This is a genomic window from Thermostichus sp. MS-CIW-40, assembly GCF_054058315.1.
Map to the genome: position 1 here is coordinate 110911 of NZ_JBSSAC010000002.1, position 16398 is coordinate 127308.

16 protein-coding genes are annotated in these 16398 nt (G+C 59.0%); 9 read left to right on the plus strand and 7 right to left on the minus strand.

Annotation, left to right across the window (positions count from 1 at the left end; all coding sequences use genetic code 11):
• The first annotated feature begins 2 nt into the window (after positions 1–2).
• From ACVWXF_RS01645 to cysW, 5 genes are all read left to right on the plus strand, one after another.
• Positions 3–2789 (plus strand): bifunctional acetate--CoA ligase family protein/GNAT family N-acetyltransferase, encoded by a 2787-nt coding sequence (locus ACVWXF_RS01645; protein WP_457473460.1) that lies wholly within the window; start codon positions 3–5, stop codon positions 2787–2789.
• Positions 2790–3047: 258 nt separating this feature from the next.
• Positions 3048–4052 (plus strand): sulfate ABC transporter substrate-binding protein, encoded by a 1005-nt coding sequence (locus ACVWXF_RS01650; RefSeq protein ID WP_457473471.1) that lies wholly within the window; start codon positions 3048–3050, stop codon positions 4050–4052.
• A 175-nt stretch (positions 4053–4227) separates the two neighbouring features.
• On the plus strand, positions 4228–5283 hold the full coding sequence (locus ACVWXF_RS01655) for a sulfate/molybdate ABC transporter ATP-binding protein (protein WP_457473461.1): 1056 nt from the start codon (positions 4228–4230) through the stop codon (positions 5281–5283).
• A 6-nt stretch (positions 5284–5289) separates the two neighbouring features.
• Positions 5290–6102 (plus strand): sulfate ABC transporter permease subunit CysT, encoded by an 813-nt coding sequence (gene cysT, locus ACVWXF_RS01660; RefSeq protein ID WP_414330111.1) that lies wholly within the window; start codon positions 5290–5292, stop codon positions 6100–6102.
• Entirely contained in the window at positions 6092–6919 is an 828-nt protein-coding gene (gene cysW, locus ACVWXF_RS01665; RefSeq protein ID WP_414343939.1) for a sulfate ABC transporter permease subunit CysW, read from the plus strand. Before cysT ends, cysW begins: the two co-directional genes overlap by 11 nt.
• Positions 6920–6935: 16 nt before the next feature.
• On the opposite strand, the gene msrA is transcribed toward cysW, so the two are convergent.
• Both msrA and ACVWXF_RS01675 read right to left on the minus strand, forming a co-directional pair.
• Entirely contained in the window at positions 6936–7604 is a 669-nt protein-coding gene (msrA, locus tag ACVWXF_RS01670) for a peptide-methionine (S)-S-oxide reductase MsrA (protein WP_414330118.1), read from the minus strand.
• 81 nt (positions 7605–7685) lie between these two features.
• The gene (locus ACVWXF_RS01675) at positions 7686–8615 is read right to left on the minus strand and encodes an ABC transporter permease (RefSeq protein ID WP_457473462.1); all 930 of its coding nucleotides are present in this window, start codon (positions 8613–8615) and stop codon (positions 7686–7688) included.
• A 443-nt stretch (positions 8616–9058) separates the two neighbouring features.
• Between ACVWXF_RS01675 and ACVWXF_RS01680 the strand changes: the two genes are divergently transcribed.
• The 3 genes from ACVWXF_RS01680 to ACVWXF_RS01690 all read left to right on the plus strand — a co-directional run bounded on the left by ACVWXF_RS01680 (position 9059) and on the right by ACVWXF_RS01690 (position 10504).
• Positions 9059–9613, plus strand: a complete 555-nt coding sequence (locus tag ACVWXF_RS01680) for a sigma-70 family RNA polymerase sigma factor (RefSeq protein ID WP_457473463.1) — start codon at positions 9059–9061, stop codon at positions 9611–9613.
• Complete coding sequence (locus ACVWXF_RS01685; protein WP_414343942.1) at positions 9610–9960, plus strand: hypothetical protein; 351 nt, start codon at positions 9610–9612, stop codon at positions 9958–9960. The genes ACVWXF_RS01680 and ACVWXF_RS01685 overlap by 4 nt, the downstream gene beginning before the upstream one ends.
• A gap of 121 nt (positions 9961–10081) precedes the next feature.
• On the plus strand, positions 10082–10504 hold the full coding sequence (locus ACVWXF_RS01690) for a Spy/CpxP family protein refolding chaperone (RefSeq protein WP_414343944.1): 423 nt from the start codon (positions 10082–10084) through the stop codon (positions 10502–10504).
• Between the two features lie 157 nt (positions 10505–10661).
• Here ACVWXF_RS01690 and xth read toward each other — a convergent pair whose 3' ends face one another.
• The 3 genes from xth to sfsA all read right to left on the minus strand — a co-directional run bounded on the left by xth (position 10662) and on the right by sfsA (position 13537).
• A complete protein-coding gene (gene xth / locus ACVWXF_RS01695; RefSeq protein WP_414416310.1) occupies positions 10662–11447 on the minus strand; it encodes an exodeoxyribonuclease III in 786 nt (261 codons plus the stop codon).
• 12 nt (positions 11448–11459) lie between these two features.
• On the minus strand, positions 11460–12719 hold the full coding sequence (locus ACVWXF_RS01700) for a GTP cyclohydrolase II (protein ID WP_457473464.1): 1260 nt from the start codon (positions 12717–12719) through the stop codon (positions 11460–11462).
• A 98-nt stretch (positions 12720–12817) separates the two neighbouring features.
• Positions 12818–13537, minus strand: a complete 720-nt coding sequence (sfsA, locus tag ACVWXF_RS01705; protein WP_457473465.1) for a DNA/RNA nuclease SfsA — start codon at positions 13535–13537, stop codon at positions 12818–12820.
• A 304-nt stretch (positions 13538–13841) separates the two neighbouring features.
• On the opposite strand from sfsA, the gene ACVWXF_RS01710 reads away from it, so the two are divergent.
• Positions 13842–14444 carry a LabA-like NYN domain-containing protein gene (locus ACVWXF_RS01710; RefSeq protein ID WP_457473466.1) on the plus strand — a complete coding sequence of 201 codons (603 nt, stop codon included), beginning with the start codon at positions 13842–13844 and terminating at the stop codon, positions 14442–14444.
• 46 nt (positions 14445–14490) lie between these two features.
• Here the strand turns inward: ACVWXF_RS01710 and cbiE are convergent, their stop codons facing one another.
• Positions 14491–15750, minus strand: a complete 1260-nt coding sequence (cbiE, locus tag ACVWXF_RS01715; RefSeq protein ID WP_457398042.1) for a precorrin-6y C5,15-methyltransferase (decarboxylating) subunit CbiE — start codon at positions 15748–15750, stop codon at positions 14491–14493.
• A partial coding sequence (locus ACVWXF_RS01720; RefSeq protein WP_457404094.1) for a hypothetical protein occupies positions 15751–16398 on the minus strand: 648 nt, incomplete at its 5' end.

The window sequence follows — 16398 nt, forward strand, 5'->3', positions numbered from 1 at the left end:
GTATGTGGCAACGACTGGATCCCAGTGTGGATATCTGGAGGGCCCGATCCCATCCCCTGAATCCCATTTTTCTGCCCCGTTCGGTGGCGGTGGTGGGGGCCACGGAGCGGGAGGGCAGCGTGGGGCGGACGGTGTTGTGGAACCTCATTAGCCACCCCTTTGGCGGCACGGTTTACCCGGTCAATCCCAAGCGGCACCAGGTGTTGGGGATCCGGGCCTACGAGCGGCTGTCCGCTCTGCCGGAGCCGGTGGATCTGGCCATTATCGCCATTCCGGCAGCGGGGGTGCCCAAGGTGGTGCAGGAGTGCGTAGAAGCCGGGGTCAAGGGCGCCATTGTTCTTTCAGCAGGCTTCAAGGAAACGGGCCCTGCTGGCTGGGAGCTGGAGAAGCAAATTCAGCAGACTATCCAATCGCGCCAGCAAGACGGAGTCCTTGGGAAGCTGCGCTTGATTGGCCCCAACTGCCTGGGGATCCAAAACCCCCACACGGGCTTAAACGCCACCTTTGCTGCCCAGATGGCCCGGCCCGGCAATGTGGGCTTCATCAGCCAAAGTGGGGCCCTGTGCACCTCGATCCTGGACTGGAGCCTGCAGGAAAATGTGGGCTTCAGCGCCTTTATCTCTCTGGGATCGATGCTGGATGTGGGCTGGGGAGACTTAATCGACTACTTGGGCGAGGATCCCCATACCCACAGCATTGTCTTGTACATGGAATCCATCGGGGATGCCCGCTCTTTTCTGTCCGCGGCCCGAGAGGTGGCCCTGAGCAAGCCCATCATTGTCATCAAGGCGGGGCGCACCCAGGCGGCAGCCCAAGCAGCCGCTTCCCACACGGGCTCCCTCACCGGCAGCGACGCAGTGTTGGATGCGGCCTTCCGCCGTTGCGGCGTGCTGCGGGTGGATCACATTGAAGATCTCTTCGACCTGGCGGAGGTGCTGGCCAAACAGCCCCGTCCTCAGGGCCCTCACCTGACCATCCTCACCAATGCCGGCGGGCCAGGGGTGCTGGCCACCGATGCCCTCATTCGCGCCGGGGGATCCCTGGCCCAGCTCTCCCCCCAAACCCTGGAGCAGCTTGAGCGGATCTTGCCCCCCCACTGGAGCCACGGCAATCCCATTGACATTTTGGGGGATGCCGATCCGGAGCGCTTTGCCCAAGTTTTGGAAGTGGTGTTGCAAGATCCCGGCAGCCAGGGCTGTCTGGTCATCCTCACCCCCCAAGCCATGACGGATCCCACGGCCACTGCCGAGAAAGTGGTGGAGACCTGGCGGCGCAGTGGATCCCGGCAGCCTATCCTGGCCAGTTGGATGGGGGGAGCTGGCGTGGATGCGGGCGAGCACATCCTCAACCAAGCCGGGATCCCCACCTATCGCTACCCGGATCAAGCGGCGCGGGTGTTCGGCTATTTGTGGCGCTTTAGTGACAACCTCAAGGCCCTCTACGAAACCCCCACCCTGGCTCCCACCAGGCCAGTGGAGCAGGAAAAAGTGCAGCAAACCCTTGCCCAGGCGAGGCGGGAAGGCCGCACGCTTCTCACGGAGGTCGAATCTAAGGAAATCCTGGCCGCCTACGGGATCCCGGTGGTGCCGACGCGGGTGGCCGAGAGCCCCGAAGCAGCAGTGGAAGCTGCCGAGGCCATGGGTTACCCAGTGGTGGTGAAGCTCTACTCCCACACCCTCACCCACAAAACCGATGTGGGCGGCGTGCAGCTCAACCTGCCCGATGCTGAGGCGGTGCGCCGGGCCTTCGGGCAAATCCTCCGCAACGTCAGCGAGAAAGCGGGGCCGGAGCACTTCCAGGGGGTCACGGTGCAGCCGATGGTGGACACGGATGGCTATGAGCTGATCCTGGGGAGCAGCCAGGATCCCCAGTTTGGGCCGGTGTTGCTGTTTGGCAGTGGCGGACAACTGGTGGAGGTGTTTCAGGATCGCTCCATTGGCCTTCCCCCCCTCAACACCACCTTGGCGCGGCGCCTGATGGAAAACACCCTCATCTACAAGGCCCTCAGGGGGGTACGCGGACGCCCAGCTGTCGATCTGGAGGCCCTGGAACAGCTCTTGGTGCGCTTTAGCCAACTGGTGGCCGAGCAGCAGGACATCCGAGAAATTGACATCAACCCGCTGCTGGCTTCTGCCAAGGGGTTGGTGGCCCTCGATGCCCGCGTTATTTTGCGAACCGAGCAGGATCCCCAGGTGCCCTTGGCCATCCGCCCCTATCCCACCCAGTACATCTGGAGCTTCCGGGACGGCATCACCATTCGCCCCATTCGCCCTGAAGACGAGCCTTTGGTGATCGATTTTCACCGCCACGTCTCCGATTACAGCGTCTATCTGCGCTACTTCCACCCGATCAAATACAGCGCCCGCATCGCCCACGAGCGCCTTACCCGCATTTGCTTTAACGATTACGACCGCGAGATTGCCTTAGTAGCAGAAAAACAGGAGCCAGAGGCCAATCGCGTCAGCGGGACGAAGTCCTTAATCCTCGGCATCAGCCGCCTCTCCAGAAAACATGGCTTTCCCCAAGAAGCAGAGTTTGCCATGCTGGTGGCGGATCCCTACCAACGGCAAGGGATTGGCACAGAGCTGTTGACCCGCCTCATTCAGGTGGCCCGCTGCGAAGGGATCCAGCACCTCACCGGCGAGGTTCTTTGCGAAAACGAGGCCATGCGCCGCCTGTGTCAGCGGCTGGGGTTTCAGTTGCGCCCTTCTCCAGAGGATCCCGGGATCCTCAAGGCTGCTCTGGCTTTAATCTCCGATCCGCCAATCCTCGCCACCTGCTCCCCCTAGAGATCCCCAGAGAACTAAAAACGGTTTACCGACTGGCTTACCGTAGAATAAGACGGGAAGAGTCCTGGCGCTTGTCCCCTCCCCTTTTGGGAGGGGGGTTGGGGGTGAGGGCGGACTCCCTCTGAGGAGGAGGAGAAGTTTTTGGGGATTGCTATGAACACTGAAGGGACACCTGCGAACAAATGGGGGATCCCCTCAGCAATCGAGGTGGTCTGGTCTGGGAGAGTTGGGGCCGGGATCCGCAGGCTGCCGGTGAGCATGGGGCGGTGGCTGGGGATGGGATCCCTAATTTTTGGCCTTCTTCTTGGCCTCAGTGGTTGTGTCAGCGGTATGGGCTCAGGGGGATCCAGAGAGGAAGTAGCGATTCTCCTGGCCTCCTTTGCGGTGACGCGGGATGCCTACCGGCAGATCATCCCTGCTTTTGAGGCCGATTGGCTGGCGAAAACGGGGCAACGGGTGCGCGTAGAAAGCAGCTACGGCGGCTCGGCAACGCAATCGCGGGCAGTTATTGACGGGCTGGATGCCGATGTGGTGGCCTTGGCTCTGGCCCTGGATGTGGAGCGCCTCGTGGCTGCCGGTCTCATCCAGCCGGGATGGGAAGCCCGTACCCCCAACCAAGGGATCGTTACCCGTTCGGTGGCAGTAATTGTAACGCGGGAGGGCAACCCCCAGGGGATCCGCTCTTGGCAAGATCTGGCTCGGCCCGGCTTGCAGGTGGTTACCGCCAACCCCAAGACCTCAGGGGGCGCCCGCTGGAACTTTTTAGCCCTCTGGAGCGCTGTCCCTGAACCCCAGGCTCTGGCCTTCACCACCCAGGTCTACAAGAATGTCCGCATTTTGCCGCGGGACTCACGAGAGGCCACCGATGTTTTTTTCCAAAAAGGGCAAGGGGATGCCCTGCTCACCTACGAACATGAGGTGATCCTGGCGGGCTTGCGCGGCCAATCCCTGTCCTATGTGGTGCCGGATCCCAACATTTCCATCGACAACCCCGTAGCCGTGGTGGATGCCAATGTGGATCGCAAAGGTACCCGTGCCGTGGCCGAAGCCTTTGTGGACTACCTATTCACCCCAGAAGCGCAGCGGGCCTTTGCCGAGGTGGGCTTTCGCCCGGTAGAACCCACAGTGGCCCAAGAGTTTGCCTGGCGTTACCCTCCTGTTGAGAAGCGGGTTACCGTCGCCGACCTGGGCGGCTGGGAGGTTGTCCAAAGCCGCTTTTTTGCCGATGGGGCCTTGTTTGACCGCATCCAAGCTCAGTTGTAGGGAGTCTCCCTTGTTTTGGATCCCCGTTCAAGTTATCCTGGGAGCTGTATCAACGGTTTGTTGACAGGTTTACCGTAGATTAGCCGCGAGTTTAACTGCCCTCACCCTCTCCAGAAGACTCAGCCGGCAACCGATCCAGCAACTTCTCAGGCAAACCACTAGCTAGGCAGAACCTATGGGTATCACCATCGAAGGGGTATCGAAGCGTTTTGGCGAGTTTCAGGCCCTTCACCCCACCGATCTCACCATTCCCACGGGATCCCTGGTTGCCCTCTTGGGGCCGTCGGGTTCTGGCAAATCCACCCTGCTGCGCCTGATTGCCGGCCTAGAAAAGCCGGATACGGGGCGGATTTCCCTCACCGGGCGGGATGCTACCCATGCCAGCGTCCAGGAGCGCAACATTGGTTTTGTTTTTCAGCACTACGCCCTGTTCAAGCACATGACGGTGCGGCAGAACATCGCCTTTGGCTTGGAGATCCGCAAGGCTTCACGGGCCGAGATCCGGGCGCGAGTGGATGAGCTGTTGGAGCTGGTGCAGCTATCGGGGTTCGGGGATCGCTACCCCTCTCAACTCTCTGGGGGGCAGCGGCAGCGGGTGGCCCTGGCCCGCGCTTTGGCGGTGGAGCCGCAGGTGTTGTTGTTGGATGAGCCCTTTGGGGCCCTGGATGCCAAAGTCCGCAAAGAGCTGCGCAAGTGGTTGCGGCGCCTGCACGATGAGGTGCATGTGACAACGGTATTTGTAACCCATGATCAAGAGGAAGCCATGGAGGTGGCGGATCAGATCGTGGTGATGAACCAGGGGCGGATCGAACAGGTGGGATCCCCTGCCGAGATCTACGACCATCCGGCCACCCCCTTTGTCATGAGCTTTATTGGCCCGGTCAACGAGCTCTCGCCCCGCTCCGTATTATCCTGCCAGCTCCCTGAAGCGCAGGCCGGCCCGCATCGGCTTTTCTTGCGCCCCCATGATGTCCAAATCGAGCTCAGCCCCACCAGCAGCGGTGTCTCGGCTTGGGTCAAAGAGATCATCCACCTAGGGCGGGAGATCCAGGCGGAGCTGGTCTTGAGCGATGGCGGATCCCTGTGGGCCCATCTCAGCCGCGAGCAATACGCCAACCAACCCCTGCAGGTGGGGCAGCAGGTCTATGTGCGCCCCAAGGTGGTGAAAGCCTTTCCCGTCAAAAAAAACGACAAAAAAACCGAAATGACCGCAATGCCGGTGGGAGCTTGAGAAGCGTTGCTGCAGGCTTTGTCTCAACTGTCTTGGCCGTGGCGGCTGACCCTGGGCTATCTCTTCTTGATGTTGGTTCTGCCGCTGGCTGCCTTGATCGCCAAGTCCAGCAGCGTGGGCTGGGCGGAGTTTTGGCGGATCGCGACGGATCCCGTGGCCCTCTCCGCCTATGAAGTTACTTTTGTAACCGCGTTGCTGGCGGCCCTGATCAACGGCGTGATGGGCACCCTGACTGCCTGGGTGCTGGTGCGCTACGCCTTCCCCGGCAAAAAGCTTCTCGAGGGGTTGATCGATCTGCCGTTTGCTTTGCCCACCGCCGTGGCCGGCCTCACCCTGGCAACGGTTTACAGCAGCAACGGCTGGATTGGATCCCTTTTGGCCCCCTTGGGGATCCGCATCTCCTTTACCCGCTTGGGGGTGGGGGTGGCGATGCTGTTTATTTCTTTTCCCTTTGTGGTGCGGACGGTGCAGCCGGTGTTGCAGGAGCTGGAGAAAGATGTGGAAGAGGCAGCCTGGAGTTTGGGGGCTTCCCGCTTTCAGACCTTCCGGCGCGTGGTGCTGCCCCAGATCCTGCCGGCGGTGCTCACCGGGGTAGCCCTAGGGTTTTCCCGCGCCGTGGGGGAATACGGCTCTGTGGTGATCATCGCTTCCAGCATTCCCTTTCGGGACTTGATTGCGGCGGTGCTGGTGATTCAGCGGCTGGAACAACACGACTATGCTGGGGCAACCGTGATCGGAACGGTGATGTTGGGGATCTCTTTCCTGTCGCTGGTGGTAATTAACCTTCTGCAAGCCTGGGGAAGTCGCCATGAAACCTGACGAGGTAGCAGGTGTCAAACCGAAGCCCTCAACATGGCTGTCGGGCCTGTTGATCGGGATCGTCGGGCTCTACATCGCGCTGCTGCTGGGGATCCCGGTGGTGAACATCTTCTATCAGGCGTTTCGAGAAGGGATCCCAGCCTTTCTCCATCGCCTGACAGAGCGGGAGTTGCTCAGTGCCCTGCGATTGACGGTGCTAACCGCCCTGGTCGTTGTGCCCCTCAATACCTTTTTCGGCCTCTGTGCTGCCTTGGCCATTGCTCATCGGCGTTTTCCGGGGCGGGCGCTGCTGCTGAGCCTGATCGATCTGCCCTTTTCCATTTCCCCGGTGGTGGCCGGCCTAATGCTGGTGCTCATCTTCGGGCGTCAGGGTTGGCTGGGATCCTGGAGGGTTATCTTTGCATTTCCGGGCATTGTGTTGGCAACGGCTTTCATCACCCTTCCTTTTGTGGCGCGGGAAGTGTTGCCGGTGTTGGAGGAGGCAGGCACCGACCAGGAAGAAGCCGCCAAAACGCTGGGGGCGACCCCCTGGCAGATCTTCTGGAGAATCACCCTGCCCAACATCCGCTGGGGCCTTCTGTACGGCGTCATCTTGACCAATGCCCGCGCCATGGGGGAGTTCGGCGCTGTGGCTGTGGTTTCCGGCAACATCATTGGCCGCACCCAGACCTTGCCCCTGTTCGTGGAAGATGCCTACCGCAGTTATGCCACCGGCTCAGCCTATGCGGCGGCGGTGGTGCTCTCCTTGCTGGCGGTGGTAACCCTAGTGGCTAGGGAGTTCCTTGAGCGGGGATCCCATTCCCGCCGGATCTTTTGATCCGTCAGGGTGTGGATCAGACGGGCTCGGTGAGGATCTCTGGCAGACAAACCTTAGTGCCCCCCAGGCCGCAGTAGCCGCGCGGATTCTTGGCCAGATATTGCTGGTGGTAGTCTTCGGCGTAGTAAAACTCAGGCGCGTCTAAGATCTCGGTGGTGATCTGGCCGTAGCCGTGGGCGGTCAGGGCCTGCTGATAGAGATCGCGGGTTTTTTCCGCCAGCTCCCGCTGCGCCGGAGAATACACATAGATGCCGGAGCGGTATTGGGTGCCCACATCATTGCCTTGGCGCATCCCCTGGGTAGGGTCGTGATTTTCCCAAAACACCTTCAGCAGTTGGGCATAGCTGACCTGAGCTGGGTCGTAAACCACCCGCACCACCTCGTTGTGGCCAGTCAGGCCAGTACAGACCTCTTCATAGGTGGGGTTGGGGGTAAACCCGCCAGCGTAGCCCACCGCTGTGCTGAACACCCCTGGCACCTGCCAAAACTTGCGCTCTGCCCCCCAGAAGCAGCCCATGCCGAACATGGCCAGCTCCATGCCCTCGGGAAAAGGCGGCTGCAGCGGATGGCCATTGACAAAATGCCGATTCACGATCACCATCGGCTCGGCCCGGCCCGGCAAGGCTTCTTCCGGTTTGGGCAGGGACAGTTTCTTGCCAAGTTTGCCAAAGCCAAAGAGCACCATAGGGACAGCCCGATACATTCGTTAACACTTACCAGCCTAGCTCAGTTGGCTCCTCATGTGTTGGAAAAATCCTTGATCGGGTCAGCTCACCGATTCAAAAGCCCCCAGCCGCTTGGCCACTAGCAGATAGACGGTCATGATCCCCATCGGCACAACCGTGAAGGCTGCCGCCAAGGGAATGTTGCCAGAGGTGCCCTGAAAGGCGAGAACTGCCTGCCCGATGAAATAGCTGGAATTGCCCAGAGAATAAGGCACCACAAAATCTCCTAGCGTTAAGGAAAAGGTGAAGACCGACCCGGCCAGGATCCCTGGCAAGGCGAGGGGAAGAGTAACATGGCGGAACGTTTGCCAACCCTGAGCTCCCAAATCTGCAGAAGCCTCAATTAAGCTATCAGGCACTCGCTCCAAAGCCGCCTGGATCGGCAGAATCATATAGGGCAGCCAAACATAGAGAAACACCAAGAAAATACCCAAGTTGGATACAGCCAGCGATGGCCCACCGATCCCGGGCAACTGCAAAATCTTTTCCACCCAGCCCTGTAGGCCCACATGGGTGAGTAGATAGGTAAGGATCCCTTCTTTAGCCAAGATCAACTTCCAGGCATAAACCCGAATCAAATAACTAGACCAAAGCGGTAGGAGCACCAACAAATACAAAAAGCCCTTCCAGCGAGGAGAGGCCAGTCTGACCATGGTATAAGCCAGAGGAAAAGCCAACACAATGGCAGCCAAAGTGACTGCCAAAGCCATAGTCAAGCTGCGGACAAAGATATCCACATTGGCCGGAGTGAGCAGCTCTCGATAGGTGGCCAAAGTCAACTTTCTCAGGATCAGGCCGGTAAAGGGATCCAGATGATAAAAACTTTGCAGCAGCGCCAGCAGCGGCCCCAAGTAAAAGACCAGCAACCAAATGAGAGGTGGCCCCAACAGAATGGCAAGGGTGAGCGTCGGGTGACGATAGAGGAATCCAAACAGATCGGGTTTATCGGTTATCTGAGTTGTTTTGGCCATGGCCAGGCAGGCATGAAGATCAGCTTTTCATTCCCTCTTTTTGGTGTTATTGGAATTGTAGGTCGACGAGCCAATAGAATTCAACAGAATTGGGATTGAGAAAGTGCGAACAGGCAAGAGGGATTGGCTTGTCTACACCTGCCGGCGGGTATCCTTTGAGGGAAAACGGCAATCAGAAGATGCCGGTATGGTCATTTCGACTCAAACTAGGACACTGCACCCACACCTAAAACATTGGTCGCGTCGTCGCGTCAGCGCTGCGGAGCAATAATGCATGGGGCCATAAGGCTTTTCTCGTATAGCCCAGGTATCTCACTCTAGCCTAAACGACCATATCTTGCTTGGCGGGAAGTGTAGGGCCATCGTAGACAGGGATCCTTTGAACCTTTTGGGGGCATTGGGAGTCAGACAAAGCAAGGTTGAGAACAAGGGAGCGTCCTCTCGTGCAGGCGGCAAAGGATACATCCGATTGGGAGCTGATCCAGCGCTGCCTCAACGGCGACAGCCAGAGCTTTCGCCAACTCTACCGCAAATACCAGCAGTCGGTACGGAATATCCTCTATCCCTTGTGTGGAGCCGATCTTTTGGATGACCTGGTACAGGAAGTGTTTATTCGTGCCTGGAAAGGGTTGCCTCGGTTTCGCGGCTCGGCCCAGTTTTCCACTTGGCTGTATCGCATCTGCTGGAATGTGGCCTCAGATCAGCGACGGCGCTGCGCCCGGCAACACTCCCAAACCCAAAACCTGGCCCTCGGATCGGATGTCGCTCACCCTGGCCCCGACCTGATGCACTTGCACTACCAACAGGCTCTACAGCGAGGCATGGCTCAGCTTAGCCCTGAACACAGAATGGTTCTGATTCTGCACGACCTAGAAGATCTGCCCCAGAAAGAAATCGCCGAGATTTTAGGGATCCCGGTGGGAACGGTGAAGTCCCGGCTGTTTCACGCCCGTGCCACCATCCGTCAACACCTACTTCAGGAGGGCATTACCCTATGAGTGAGCACCCCAACCCCCTAGCAGACGAGCGGCTGCGCCACTTTTTGCGTCAATATCGCCCCCTCCCTCCCCCTGCGGCCTCTGGGCTGGAGGAGCAGATCCTTCAAGTTGTGGCGACTCATCCACTTCATGGCCGGCTCAAGCACCCTTGGCGTTGGGTTGGCATCTCCCTTTTGGCGGGCGCTTTGCTGGGCTGGATTGGCTATCAGCGCTGGCAGGTACAGGTGGTGGCCCAGGAGACCGAAGCCCTAGAAAGTTTTTTGGTGAGCACTTGGGGAAGCTTGCTGAGCCCAGAGGGAACAGAAACCGAAACTTGGTGGATAGAACGCGATCCAGAGGGATCCTAAATCCATCAGCCTCACGAATATCCCCCTTCATTGACCATTACACCGCTGAGACTTCTGAGACCTTGGTCAGATTCTTGGTCAGATTCTTGGTCAGATTCTTAGAAAAAGCCTGCAAAGAACCATGAGAAATGCTTGGATTTGGATCCCCATTTTGCCACTCTACCTGGGATCCCTGGGTGAACCGGTGATGGGCCAACCCCGCCCCCTGCGAATGATGGATTTGCGCCGCCCCTTTGCTCGCAATTTGCGGGAGCTGAACCTCTCCGACGAGCAGTTGCGGCAATTGCAGCAGATCCGCCACCGCAAACAGGAAGAGTTGTTGGAGCGCATTTTGGAGTTGAGGGCAGCCCGCGGTCGATTGCGGGAGTTGCTGGTCGGCGATGCCCCTGAGTCAGAAGTGGCAGCTCAATTTCAGCGGGTACAACAGCTAAGCCAAGAAGTAAATGCCAAACGTTTTGAGGCAGTTCTGGAAATGCGACAGGTCCTCAGCTCAGAACAGCGGCAACACCTGCTGAAAATTCTCGAAGAGGCCGCTCCATTTTAATTGGATGGCTGGTTGGTATGAGCTGTTATGGTCATTTAAACAGGAATGAAACATTTCCGCCTGGCTCCCCTCTTCCTCTGAGAGAAGGGGTGAAGGCAGTGGCAGGGAGCGTTTGGGGAGTGTCTCAACCTAGCTTGAAATGACTATAACAAGGCGCTTAAATATCCAGGGCAACAATGACAGGGGCATGATCGCTGGGTTTTTCGGCCCGCCGTGGCTCAACATCGATCCAGCAAGCGGTGGCTTTCTCCTGTAGCTCACGAGACAGATAATGATGATCAATGCGCCAGCCGCGATTCCTTTGAAACCCCCCCGAGCGATAGTCCCACCAGCTAAAATGGCCGGGATCTGGGGTGAACCTGCGAAACGCATCTTCAAACCCTAAAGCCAGGATCTCCCGCAGGGCTTGTCGCTCCGGTTCGGAAGCCATGATTTCTCCCGCTTTTTGGGGATCGTAAATATCCCGATCTTCCAGGGCAATGTTGAAGTCCCCGCAGAGCAAGATGGGATCCCCTTGGCTCAGGGCAACCGCTAGGTAATCCTTCAGCGTGGCTAGCCAGCGCAATTTATAGGCGTATTTTTCCGATCCCACCTCAGAACCGTTGGGCACATAAAGGTTGAGAATACGGATCCCGCGGTAGATGGCGCTCATCAGCCGCTTTTGCTCGTCCAAATCTGCCGCCGCAGGCAGCAGCGCACCAAACCCCCGTTCTACTTTTTCCGGGGGATCCCGGCTGATCAGAGCCACACCGTTGTAGGACTTTTGCCCGTAGACCTCCACATGAAAGCCCCGCTCCTGAAAAGCCGTCCGGGGAAAGTCCTCATCTACCACCTTGGTCTCCTGCAGGCAGAGCACATCCAGGGATCCCTGGCTGTCCAGCCAAGCCAAAACCTGAGGCAGCCGGGTGCGAATGGAGTTGACATTCCAGGTGGCCACTTGCATGAGGGATCCCGCTCACTCCACCAAGGCTCTTCCTCGGATTTGGGCCAGCCGCTCCGCATCCAGCACCTCACCCTCAGTGTAGTAGCCGGCAGCTTTTTTGGCCTCGATCTCCACACGGGCATCCGCCGGGATCAGCTCTTCTGGGATGGGCACCCGCTGCAGAACCTCAATGCCGGAGTTGGTGATGGCTCGATACTTGAGGTCGCTCATGGAAATCAGGCGATCGATTCGGGTTATGCCCAGCCAATGGAGCACATCCGGCATCAGCTCCTGAAAGCGGATGTCTTGCACCCCTGCCACACACTCGGTACGGGCGAAGTAGGCATCGGCCCGATCCCCTCCTTCCTGGCGCTTGCGGGCGTTGTAGACCAAAAATTTGGTCACCTCCCCCAAGGCGCGGCCTTCTTTGCGCAGGTACACAATCACCCCAGCTCCACCGGCCTGGGCCGTCTTAACGCATTCTTCAATGCCATGCACCAGGTAGGGGCGGCAGGTGCAAATATCCGAGCCAAACACATCGGAACCATTGCATTCGTCGTGAACCCGCACCGCCAGGGGCAAGGCCGGGTCGGTGATGGCAGCCACCTGCCCGATGATGTACACCGTCTGGCCACCGATGGGCGGCAAAAACACCGATAGGTCTGGACGGGTCACCAATTCTGGAAACATGCCTCCCGTTTGCTCGAAGAGGGTGCGGCGCAGCAGGCTTTCGCTCACCTGCAATCGTTTGGCGATCCCCGGCAGGTACCAGACCGGCTCGATTGCGGCTTTGGTGACCACCAGGCTGCCGTTGTCTTTGAGGATCCGGCCATCCACCCGTAACCGCCCTTTGTTGACCGCCTCCTGCAGTTCTGGCATGTGGATGTGGGCCTGAGTAATGGCAATAGTAGGGCGAATATCGTAGCCCTGGGCATAGAGGGGAGCAAAGACTTCCCCCACAACCGCTCCCCAGGGATCCAAGGACACAATCCGGTCTGGATCTCCCCAGCTTGGGTGAGGGCCAATCGACACCACCGGGGCAGTATGGGTTAAATCGGCGCGGTGATCCGCCTGCAGAGAGCCACTGGCCACAGCCAATGCCCGATAGACAGCGTAGGCTCCCGAATGAGTGCCGATGACATTGCGATGGGCAAGATTGGTTAGGCTACCCACCACCGGCCCCCGCTGCAGTGGATCCAAGGATCCCCAGCGAATCGGCTGGGCTTGCGTCCCATGAGGGGAGGGATGGGAAGTCAGGACAATGTGATGAGGACGGGAGGAAGGTTCGCTCATGGTCCTCAAATGCCTGGAAAATGGAAGAATCTGGAGAAAACAGAATTATAGGCGATCCCCAGCCGTTTCCAGAGAGCTTGCCCCTTCTTTTGGGGTGCCTAGACAACGATTTTGGCCAAACCCAAGGGTCGGATCCCTGCCGGCGAAACCTCGACCCGATAGGGCAACATCTCTACCCCGACCTGCAGGGCCTCACGAAACAGACGGGCATAGCGGGGATCCCGTTCTTCGCCGGGGGCAAACTCGGTGCAATCGGCGCGATTGATCCAGTACAGCAGCAGAGCCCGCTGACCCTGTTGGCGCACCGCGATCAAATCTTCCAGGTGTTTTTGACCGCGAGTGGTCACCGTATCGGGAAACAGCGCACGGGATCCCTTGGCCCAGGTGGTGTTCTTCACCTCCAGATAGGCCGAGCCAGCGTCTCCTGTCAGCAGAAAGTCGATTTTGCTCTTGCCGCAGGTCACCTCCCGTTGCCGGCGGGAAAATCCTGCCAACTGGGGAAACCACCCTCGCTCCAGCCCCCAGTCCACCAGGCGATTGGGCAAGCTGGTGTTGATCCCCACCCATACTCCATCCACCTGGATCATCTCCCAGGTGTAGGCCAGTTTCCGTTTCGGCTCCGGGTGATGGGAGAGGTACACAGGTGCCCCCACCTGACAGACCCCACTCATCGGCCCCGTGTTGGGGCAATGAGCGATGATCTGTTGCCCGTTTTCCAGCTCCACATCGGCCAAAAACCGCTTGTAGCGGCTGCGCAGCACCCCTCTGTGCAAGGGGCTCGAAAAGCGGTAAGGCACCGGCCCATCCCCGCACTCCATCCCCAAAGCCTCTCCTTATCGTAGGTATTTTTTCTTTAGGATTTTGGAAATCTTCTCCGTGGATCGTCTCTCCTGCGCTAGGGTGAATCATGTGTCCCAAGGCTTGGGGCAGCCTTTTACGGCTTTTTCCGACTTCATGGGAATTCTGCAGATCACTCTGGGAAGCAGTAAGATCCCTATCGCACAAGAGAGGCGTCTGCATTAGCTGTAGTCAGTGCTGCCGGAAAGAGCTGTATTGGCGATTAAACCCATTTAACACCTCTTTTTTCTGCCCTTTTGTCAAAACTTGGAGAAGAAAACCCGAATGCTGCGTCTTGATACTGATCCCGGCTTTCAGCCTGCGGATCCCTTGCAGGACAACCGTGGGCGTGTGGCCATATTCATCGACGGGTCTAATCTGTTCTACGCCGCTCTGCAACTGGGCATTGAGATCGACTACACCCGTCTGCTGAAGACTCTGAGTGGTCGGTCGCCCCTTTTGCGCTCTTTTTTCTACACCGGCGTCGATCGCAACAACGAAAAGCAGCAGGGGTTTTTGCTCTGGATGCGCCGCAATGGCTACCGCGTGGTTACCAAAGAGCTAACCCAGTTGCCCGATGGATCCAAGAGAGCCAACCTGGATGTGGAAATTGCCGTGGATATGCTGTCGCTGGTGCGCTGGTATGAGACGGCTGTGCTGGTGAGCGGCGATGGAGACTTGGCCTATGCGGTCAATGCCGTTAGCTACCAAGGGGCACGAGTGGAGGTGGTCAGCTTGCGTTCCATGACCAGCGATCAACTGATCAACTTGGCGGATCGCTACATCGACCTGGAATCCATCAAAGACCAAATCAAGAAGACCAACCGTCCCTCCTCCGCCTACCTGTACCGACCGGGGTTCACCGCCGATGAGGAGGACGAGGGATAACTTTCCCTCCCCCACAGGGAGAAGGGAAAGCAGAGCAACGGGGGGCTTACTGGGCTTTCCAATTTGAAGGGATCCCTTGCAGCAGGTAAACCGGGTTCAGGGGGGCAAAGCGGGTGCCCTCGGCCAGGACGGCAGAGCGGGAGATCTGAACGTGATCTACTCGAACTTGCCAGCCGCGCGAACGCAGCCATTGCAGGGCCTCGCTGCAGGTTTCTAGGGTAGCGAAGTTGGCCACCAAGATCCCTCCAGGCCGCAGGCGGGCTTCCACCACCGGCAGCAGGTCGCGGATCCCTTTGCCGCCGCCGCCCAGCACCACCCGATCTGGGTCGGGCAAGTTGGCCAACACTTGGGGGGCTGCCCCCGGGATCACCTGCAGGTTCTCTGGGCCAAAGCGTTGCCGGTTGCGCCGAATCAGACAGATGCCCATGGCGTTGCGCTCGACAGCATAGACCTGGAGCCGAGAAGAGAGGCGGGCTATTTCGATGGCCACCGAGCCGGTGCCGGCACCGATATCCCACACCACGCCCTCTTGGGGGAGCTGCAGGGATCCTAAGGTGAGCAGGCGGATGGGCTGCTTGGTGATCAAGCCGGGCTGGTCGGGAAAGGTGTAGAACTGGTCGTCCGGGATCCCTACCAAAGGCCAGCGATGGGGATCTGGCTCCGGTTCTACCCGTCGCAGCACCACAACGTTGGGGCTGGGGAAAACGGCGTCTTCCCCTTCTTGGAGGGGCACGACCTGTTCTTGAGGGGATCCCAGTTGACTACAGACCCAGGCTTGGTAACGCACCGGCAGCCGCAGGTCGGCAATGAACTGGGCCAAGACGGTCGGTGTATGCTCCGGATCGGTGAGCACCACGATCACAGGGGATCCCTGCTTGAGAACGGCTTCCAACCGCTCCACTCCCCGCCCGTGTAGGCTGAGGATGGTCGCCTCCTGCCAGGGGATCTGCAGGCGGTTCAGGGCCAGCTGCACCGAGCTCACCTGCGGATAGAAGGCCAACCGCTCCGCTGGGAAATACTCCGTCAACAGCCGCCCGATCCCGAAAAAAAGCGGATCCCCGCTGGCCAACAAAACTAGGGATCCCTGAGCCATCTCCTGCTGCAAAAGCGGGATCCAACTTTCCACCGGCCCGGTGAGCGGGATCTTGCGGGCCGGATGATCGGTAAAGTGCCGGAGCAGATGAGGGGCTCCTGCCAAAACCCTGGCTTGGGAAAGGGGGGGGATCCCCCAGGAAGCCACAGAGCCATCCCCCGCTACCCCTACGACCGCAAGCTGAGGTGACCGCCCAGGTGCTGCCGTAGCCATTTAACGTTCGACAGGTGGGTGGTATTGGCGCATGTGATTGAGAAAATCCAGTCGCAGCTCCGCCACTTCCCGTTGCATTTCCCGCATCTCCCGAATAAAGCTGAGTTGAGCCTCGATCAGGCGGCCATCGCGCTCCCGAAATTGCTCCATCATCATGGCTTGCGCTTCCCTCAGTTCGGCAAACCCAGCCTGCATATCTCGGCGGCACTCCTGTATGGCCACCTCCAGCTCGTCTCCCCGCTCTTCGTTCTGTCGAATCCGCTCCTGGTTCTGTTGGATCAACGCCCTGATCTCCTGGATTTCGGTCTGGAGTTGGGCTTCCATAGCCTGCCGCTCGGCCCGCATTTCGGCCATCTGGGCCTCAAAGCGCTCGGCAGATCGTTGCTGCTCGGCCCGCATTTCGGCCATCTGAGCCTCAAAGCGCTCGGCAGATCGTTGCTGTTCAGCCCGGATCTCGGAGATTTGGGCTGCAAAGCCCTGCCGCATCTCAACCATCTGAGCCTCAAAGCGCTCAGCCGACCGCTGCTGCTCGGCTCGCATTTCGGCCATCTGGGCCTCAAAGCGCTCGGCAGATCGTTGCTGTTCAGCCCGGATCTCGGAGATTTGGGCTGCAAAGCCCTGCCGCATCTCAACCATCTGAGCCTCAAA

What these genes read in the sequence shown, in the direction of transcription:
- cbiE (WP_457398042.1), bottom strand. Translation starts at nt 15,750, where the DNA reads ATGGCTACGGCAGCACCTGGGCGGTCACCTCAGCTTGCGGTCGTAGGG.
- ACVWXF_RS01700 (WP_457473464.1), bottom strand. Translation starts at nt 12,719, where the DNA reads ATGAGCGAACCTTCCTCCCGTCCTCATCACATTGTCCTGACTTCCCAT.
- msrA (WP_414330118.1), bottom strand. Translation starts at nt 7,604, where the DNA reads ATGGTGCTCTTTGGCTTTGGCAAACTTGGCAAGAAACTGTCCCTGCCC.
- ACVWXF_RS01645 (WP_457473460.1), top strand. Translation starts at nt 3, where the DNA reads ATGTGGCAACGACTGGATCCCAGTGTGGATATCTGGAGGGCCCGATCC.
- ACVWXF_RS01690 (WP_414343944.1), top strand. Translation starts at nt 10,082, where the DNA reads ATGAGAAATGCTTGGATTTGGATCCCCATTTTGCCACTCTACCTGGGA.
- cysW (WP_414343939.1), top strand. Translation starts at nt 6,092, where the DNA reads ATGAAACCTGACGAGGTAGCAGGTGTCAAACCGAAGCCCTCAACATGG.
- ACVWXF_RS01685 (WP_414343942.1), top strand. Translation starts at nt 9,610, where the DNA reads ATGAGTGAGCACCCCAACCCCCTAGCAGACGAGCGGCTGCGCCACTTT.
- sfsA (WP_457473465.1), bottom strand. Translation starts at nt 13,537, where the DNA reads ATGGAGTGCGGGGATGGGCCGGTGCCTTACCGCTTTTCGAGCCCCTTG.
- ACVWXF_RS01655 (WP_457473461.1), top strand. Translation starts at nt 4,228, where the DNA reads ATGGGTATCACCATCGAAGGGGTATCGAAGCGTTTTGGCGAGTTTCAG.
- ACVWXF_RS01650 (WP_457473471.1), top strand. Translation starts at nt 3,048, where the DNA reads ATGGGGCGGTGGCTGGGGATGGGATCCCTAATTTTTGGCCTTCTTCTT.
- ACVWXF_RS01675 (WP_457473462.1), bottom strand. Translation starts at nt 8,615, where the DNA reads ATGGCCAAAACAACTCAGATAACCGATAAACCCGATCTGTTTGGATTC.
- ACVWXF_RS01710 (WP_457473466.1), top strand. Translation starts at nt 13,842, where the DNA reads ATGCTGCGTCTTGATACTGATCCCGGCTTTCAGCCTGCGGATCCCTTG.
- xth (WP_414416310.1), bottom strand. Translation starts at nt 11,447, where the DNA reads ATGCAAGTGGCCACCTGGAATGTCAACTCCATTCGCACCCGGCTGCCT.